Source organism: Streptomyces brasiliensis (assembly GCF_014647875.1).
Lineage (GTDB): Bacteria > Actinomycetota > Actinomycetes > Streptomycetales > Streptomycetaceae > Streptomyces > Streptomyces brasiliensis.
Map to the genome: position 1 here is coordinate 1 of NZ_BMQA01000150.1, position 6,591 is coordinate 6,591.

At 67.3% G+C, this 6,591-nt stretch carries 7 protein-coding genes and 1 pseudogene; 7 read left to right on the forward strand and 1 reads right to left on the reverse strand.

Annotated elements, in window-relative coordinates; all coding sequences use genetic code 11:
• Window positions 1-5: 5 nt before the first annotated feature.
• Window positions 6-425, reverse strand: a complete 420-nt coding sequence (locus IEZ19_RS48810; RefSeq protein ID WP_189317803.1) for a transposase — start codon at window positions 423-425, stop codon at window positions 6-8.
• 559 nt (window positions 426-984) lie between these two features.
• On the opposite strand from IEZ19_RS48810, the gene IEZ19_RS48815 reads away from it, so the two are divergent.
• From IEZ19_RS48815 to IEZ19_RS48845, 7 genes and pseudogenes are all read left to right on the forward strand, one after another.
• A complete protein-coding gene (locus IEZ19_RS48815; RefSeq protein WP_189317804.1) occupies window positions 985-1,728 on the forward strand; it encodes a FadR/GntR family transcriptional regulator in 744 nt (247 codons plus the stop codon).
• 45 nt (window positions 1,729-1,773) lie between these two features.
• Entirely contained in the window at window positions 1,774-2,094 is a 321-nt protein-coding gene (locus IEZ19_RS48820) for a hotdog family protein (protein WP_189317805.1), read from the forward strand.
• Entirely contained in the window at window positions 2,091-3,287 is a 1,197-nt protein-coding gene (locus IEZ19_RS48825) for a thiolase family protein (RefSeq protein WP_189317806.1), read from the forward strand. Before IEZ19_RS48820 ends, IEZ19_RS48825 begins: the two co-directional genes overlap by 4 nt.
• The gene (locus tag IEZ19_RS48830) at window positions 3,287-4,129 is read left to right on the forward strand and encodes a 3-hydroxyacyl-CoA dehydrogenase family protein (RefSeq protein ID WP_189317807.1); all 843 of its coding nucleotides are present in this window, start codon (window positions 3,287-3,289) and stop codon (window positions 4,127-4,129) included. Before IEZ19_RS48825 ends, IEZ19_RS48830 begins: the two co-directional genes overlap by 1 nt.
• A gap of 350 nt (window positions 4,130-4,479) precedes the next feature.
• Window positions 4,480-5,268 carry an electron transfer flavoprotein subunit beta/FixA family protein gene (locus IEZ19_RS48835; protein WP_189317808.1) on the forward strand — a complete coding sequence of 263 codons (789 nt, stop codon included), beginning with the start codon at window positions 4,480-4,482 and terminating at the stop codon, window positions 5,266-5,268.
• 56 nt (window positions 5,269-5,324) lie between these two features.
• On the forward strand, window positions 5,325-6,287 hold the full coding sequence (locus tag IEZ19_RS48840) for an electron transfer flavoprotein subunit alpha/FixB family protein (protein ID WP_189317809.1): 963 nt from the start codon (window positions 5,325-5,327) through the stop codon (window positions 6,285-6,287).
• 28 nt (window positions 6,288-6,315) lie between these two features.
• Window positions 6,316-6,591: pseudogene (locus tag IEZ19_RS48845) on the forward strand (Fe-S oxidoreductase); the annotation flags it as partial.

Here is a 6,591-nt window from a genome sequence, read left to right on the forward strand (position 1 = left end):
ACCACTCACAGCGTGCGACCTCGCGTCGCACCCATGGTCTGGCAGTTGCGGACGTCGCCGGCTAGTCCGCAGTGCTGGAAGGCCACCCCGACCGACCTGGTGCCCTTCTTTTGGGCCTGGGTGTCATCGATGACCAGCGATACCTCCGCGTCGCCCAAGTGCTCAACGACGTAGTCGCAGACCGCGTCACGCAGCCGGTCGGCGTCCCACACCGAGCCGTTGAGCAGCCACTGCATCCGGTCCGCGGCCACATACCCGGCCCGCTGCGACAACGTCCACCCGTTCTTCCTCGGCAGCTCCGCCAGCAGCCCCTCGATGAACTGCGTGAACACCTCCCGAGGCTCCGGACGGTTGAACAAGTACCCCAACGACCCGGTCAACACGGACAGTTCGGCATCCCACTCGGCTATCCACTCAGCCGTCACACCCAGTATGATGCCCGGTCAACGACGCCACACGGACCCCGTCACAAGATCTCCGGCTGTAGTACGAGTATCGCGGTTTCGTCCAGTACTGCCTTCTCACCCAAGACGTTTCCCGTCTGGGACCGTTGCGCTGGGTCATGGAGACCTCGATGCTCAAGACCCCTCACCCGCTCGAGGTGAGGGTCACCTGAAGCAGCAGGCGCTCGCAACGTGGCGCTTGCGCCCGTCGCGCAGCTTGCCGCCGTCGAAGCCGCAAGCCGTCCTCACCGACGGTCTGGGAGGCGTCCACCCGTGACGCTGCCGATGCCACAGCCGAACCCACATCCCCATGGCGCTGCTGAACATGCGTGTTTGGGGAGGAGTTTGCTGCCGTGGCGCCGTCTCCGCCGAGGAGAGAGTATTCCGCCTGCGACAGACTGCGACGGTATACATTATATCTAGGTGCAAACGTCAGACATTAGCCACCCTTTGCGCGTAACATCAACATCCACTAGCCCCAGCGCGTAGCGCATCGGCAACGGTGCGTGATCGGCAATGAGAGAACCGGGAGGACAACAAGATGGCCATGAAAGCGAACGGCGACGCACCACGCAAGATGATCGGTCGGACGGTGTTGCGGCCGCGTGAGCAGGTCGAGGAGACCATCAGGGCCGCCATCCTGTCCGGCGAGCTCAAGTCTGGCGAGATGCTGCCCCCGGAGGCGGAACTGGCGCGCCAATTCAACGTCAGCCGGACGACCTTGCGCGAGGCCCTGCGGGTGCTGTCGTCACAGCATTTGATCAACAAGGTGCCCGGGGCCAGGGGCGGCAACTTCGTGCAGTCGATCGACTACCACTCGCTGGGCGACGTCATGATGGAGTCGGTCGACAACCTCCTCGCCCTGGGCAGCATCGAGTTCGACGAGGTGGCCGAGGTGCGGCAGCAGCTCGAGGTGCCTGCCGTACGCCTTGCGGCAGCCAATCGGACTGACGAGCACGTCCAGCAGTTGACCGCGATCGTTGAGCGGCAGAAGACCGCATCGGTGGACGATCCTGAGATCCCGGAGCTCGACCGCCAGTTCCACACTTTGATTGCGCGCGCCTCTGGCAATCGGGTGCTGGCCAGCTTCGTCGCTGCTCTACACCACGCCACAGAGCCGGTGCACTACCTGGACCTCTCGCCCTCGGTCGGCCGCGAGACCGTCAAGCAGCACCAGCAGATCGTCCGGGCCATCCAGCGGCAGGACCCGGACGCAGGCGAGACGGCGGTGGTCAAGCATCTCACCTACCTGAGGCGCCACATCACAGCACATCGGACTCGCTGACGGCCTGCTCCTCAGGGCGCCCTGCACACATCTAAATGTTGGACCTTGCGCACCCTGTCTATTATCAGTAACGTGCCTGTCGTTACACCATCTGTGTCCCGCGCTACACCACCCGGTGTCGCCGGCAGCGCGGATCACTACGCCGAGGTGCTCGGGAAAGACGAGGCCCGTCAGGCCTGCCTGTGCCAAGGCTTGCACGCTCTCGTGGGCGAAGGCATGGGTTGCGTCGTCGTTGCCCAGCGGCCGTCGTCCTCGAAGCCGGACCGGGGCGTCGTGGAGTTCGAGGTGCGCGTCACCAATCAGCACGACGTTGTCGCCCAGCACGGCATAAAGACCATGCTCATCGCCCGAAAGGACCCTCGATGACCTCCGCCTTCCTGTACGCCGCCGCGCGGACGCCGTTCGGCCGCTTCGGCGGTGCCCTGGCCGGCGTGCGTCCTGACGACCTCGCCGCCACGGCGCTCAACGGCGTGCTGGCGAAGGTACCCGAGCTGGACCCGGCCCTGATCGGCGACGTCCTCCTCGGCAACGCCAACGGCGCGGGCGAGGACAACCGCAATGTCGCCCGTATGGCCGTACTGCTGGCCGGGCTGCCGGTCTCGCTGCCCGGATCGACGGTCAACCGGCTCTGCGGGTCCTCGCTCGATGCCGCGATGACCGCGTCACGGATCGTCGAGACCGGCGACGCCCACGTCGTGCTGGCGGGCGGCGTGGAGTCGATGACCCGTGCGCCGTGGGTGCTGCCCAAGCCCTCCCGTGCCTACCCTGCGGGCAATGTCACGGCTGTCTCCACCACGCTCGGTTGGCGGCTGATCAACGAGAAGATGCCGGCCGAATGGACAGCCTCACTGGGCGAGTGCAACGAGCAGCTTGCCGACCGGTTCCAGATCTCCCGGGAACGCCAGGACGCCTTCGCCGTCCGCTCCCATCAGCTCGCCGACGCGGCCTGGGCGGCCGGACGGTACGACGACCTGGTGGTCGCTGTCCCCGGCGTCGACCTGGCCTGTGATGAGGGGATCAGGCCGGGCTCGACGGTGGAGAGACTGGCCGGGCTGAAGCCGTCGTTCCGCCCCGACGGCTCGATCACAGCGGGCAACGCATCTCCACTCAACGACGGCGCCTCCGCCCTGGTGGTCGGCTCAGAGGAAGCCGCCTCGGTCATCGGCACCGCGCCGCTGGCCCGGATCGCCGGCCGTGGTGTCCACGCGCTGGCGCCGCAGGACTTCGGGTTCGCGCCCGTGGAGGCCGCCAACGCCGCGCTCGCCCGTGCCGGCATCGAGTGGGCGGACGTCGAGGCCGTGGAGCTCAACGAGGCGTTCGCGGTCCAGTCCCTGGCCTGCGTCGATGCCTGGAAGATCGACCCTGGCATCGTCAACACCTGGGGCGGTGCGATCGCGATCGGTCACCCCCTCGGCGCATCCGGGGGGCGCATCCTCGGCACCCTCGCCCACCGGCTCATCACCGACCGGCAGCGATGGGGTGTCGCCGCTATCTGCATCGGCGTCGGCCAGGCCCTCGCCGTCGTCATCGAGAACGTCACCCTCGGATCGGAGAACTAATGAGCCTTCCCAACAGCGTCGGGGTCTACGGTGGCGGCCGGATGGGAGCAGGCATAGCGCACGCCTTCCTCCTGGCCGGCACCTCGGTGACCGTGATCGAGGCCGACGAGGCAGCCGCGGCAGCGGCCGATGGGCGTGTTCGCGACAGCCTCACCAAGGCGGCCGAACGCGGGAAGCTCCGCGAGCCGCTCCCGCAGGTTGCGGAGCGCCTTACCGTGACGACAGACCCGTCGGCGCTCGCCTCGTGTGTGCTCGTCATCGAGGCGGTCCCCGAGTCCGTCGAGTTGAAGACGTCAGTGCTCACCCGCGTGGAGGAGCTTGCCCCCGAGGCGTTCCTGGCCACCAACACCAGCTCTCTCTCCGTCGACAACGTCGCGACGTCGCTGGCGCGGCCGGAGCGGTTTATCGGCCTGCACTTCTTCAACCCCGTTCCCGCCAGCGAGCTGGTGGAGATCGTGGTCGGCTCGAAGACGTCAGCGGATCTCGTCGCCGACGCCAAGGAGTGGGTGAAGGCCCTGGGCAAGACGGCCATCACGGTGACCGACTCCCCAGGCTTCGCCTCCTCACGCCTCGGTGTCGCACTTGCCCTCGAAGCGATGCGGATGCTCCAGGACGGTGTCGCCTCGGCTTCGGACATCGACACCGCCATGACGCTCGGCTACAAACACCCGATGGGCCCTCTGAAGACCACGGACGTGGTGGGTCTCGACGTCCGGCTTGCCATCGCCGAACATCTGGCGAAGGAGGTCGGACCACACTTCGAGCCGCCCGCCATCCTGCGCGAGAAGGTCGCGGCCGGGCACCTCGGCCGCAAGACCGGACAAGGCTTCTACACGTGGTAAGCCAACGCGCAAAAGGTTAACCACGTGGGCCGTACCTCGATGGAAATGGGCATCCGCGTGGAAGCCGAACACTTGCAGAGCGTCACAAGTCGACATGCAAACAACTCCGACTTCACGATGGCCGCTGTGGACACCGAAGGCAAGCCGGTCGTCCTCCCGCCCCTCCGGACCGACACTGACGTGGCCAAGAGACGCTCCGAGGACGCCAAGCGGCGGTGCACGGCTCAACGAGAGGCGTTCGCCGGCGAAGCCTGGGCCCAAACCGACCCAACATCTGGCCGTCCGGGATGCCACGTCGAGAACGCTGCCGGCCGCGAAGCAGCCCAACCCTGATTGGCAGGACACAAGTTATGAGTCTGAAGATCCTAGTTACCGTGAAGTACGTGCCCGACGCCACTGGCGACCGGCACTTCGCCGATGACCTGACCGTCGACCGGGACGACATGGACGGTCTGCTCTCCGAGCTGGACGAGTACGCGGTCGAGCAGGCGCTGCAGATCGCCGAGAACTATGACGGCGACGCCGAGGTGACCGTACTGACGGTGGGTCCGGAGGACGCCAAGGACGCGCTGCGCAAGGCGTTGTCGATGGGTGCGGACAAGGCGATCCACGTCGAGGACGACGACCTGCACGGCACGGATGCCATCGGCACCTCCCTGGTTTTGGCCAAGGCGGTCGAGAAGGCCGGCTTCGACCTGGTGATCTCGGGCATGGCCTCCACGGACGGCACAATGGGTGTGGTTCCCGCGCTCCTGGCCGAGCGTCTGGGTGTCCCGCAGGTCACGCTGCTGTCCGAGGTGTCGGTCGAGGACGGGGTGGTGAAGGGCCGCCGTGACGGCGACACCGCCTCCGAGCAGCTTGAGGCCTCGCTGCCGGCGGTGGTGTCGGTGACGGACCAGTCAGGTGAGGCGCGGTACCCGTCGTTCAAGGGCATCATGGCGGCCAAGAAGAAGCCGGTTGAGTCCTGGGACCTGTCGGACCTGGAGATCGAGGCCGATCAGGTCGGCATGGCGGGTGCCTGGACCACGGTCGAGGCGGCGGCCCAGCGTCCGGCGCGCAGTGCGGGCACGATCGTCAAGGACGAGGGCGAGGGCGGCAAGCAGCTCGCTGAGTTCCTCGCGAGCCAGAAGTTCATCTAAGAGCTCGCACGCACTGACCGCCCCTCATCTTTCGCAAGCAGGAGAGAAGAAGTCCCATGGCTGAAGTCCTCGTCTACGTCGACCATGTGGACGGTGCCGTCCGCAAGCCCACCCTGGAGCTGTTGACGCTGGCCCGCCGGATCGGTGAGCCGGTCGCCGTCGCACTGGGAGGCGGTGCCGCCGACACCGCCGCCACCCTGGCCGAGCACGGCGCGACCCGCGTCCTGACCCACGATGCCTCCGAGTACGGCGAGTACCTGGTGGTGCCGAAGGTGGACGCTCTGCAGGCCGCCGTCACAGCCGTCTCCCCGGCCGCCGTACTGGTGCCGTCCTCCGCGGAGGGCAAGGAGATCGCCGCACGTCTGGCGCTGCGGATCGGGTCGGGCGTCATCACCGACGCCGTCGACCTGGAGGCCGGGGAGACGGGTCCGGTGGCCACCCAGTCGGTGTTCGCCGCCTCCTTCACCACCACCTCCCGTGTCTCCAAGGGCACGCCGGTCATCACGGTCAAGCCGAACAGCGCGGCCGTGGAGGCCGCCCCGGCCGCCGGCGCGGTCGAGGCCCTGAACGTCACGTTCTCCGAGAAGGCCAGGGGCACGAAGGTCACCGGCCGCACCGTGCGTGAGGCGACGGGGCGTCCGGAGCTGACCGAGGCGGCGATCGTGGTCTCCGGTGGCCGTGGTGTCAACGGTGCGGAGAACTTCGCGATCATCGAGGCGCTGGCCGACTCCCTCGGTGCGGCCGTGGGTGCCTCGCGTGCCGCGGTGGACGCGGGCTGGTACCCGCACACCAACCAGGTCGGCCAGACCGGCAAGAGCGTCTCGCCGCAGCTGTACATCGCCAACGGCATCTCCGGCGCGATCCAGCACCGGGCCGGCATGCAGACCTCCAAGACGATCGTGGCCGTCAACAAGGACGCCGAGGCCCCGATCTTCGACCTGGTCGACTACGGCGTGGTCGGCGACCTCTTCGAGGTCGTCCCCCAGCTCACCGAGGAGATCAACACCCGCAAGGGCTGAGTCCCGCGAGAAACAGAAGGCGTTTACCATGCAACTCGCCGCGATCATCGTGTCGTTGGTTCTGATCGTGGTCGGCGTGGCGCTGTTCGGCCGTGCCATCGCGCAGATCTACCACTTCGTACGGCTCGGTCAGGACGTGCCGGCGGGCACCCGCACCGACGACTGGAAGAGCCGCACCCTCACGGTGGTGAGGGAGTTCCTGGGCCACACCCGGATGAACCGCTGGGGCATCGTGGGTGTCGCCCACTGGTTCGTCGCGGTGGGCTTCTTCTCCCTGGTGCTGACCCTGATCAACGCGTTCGGC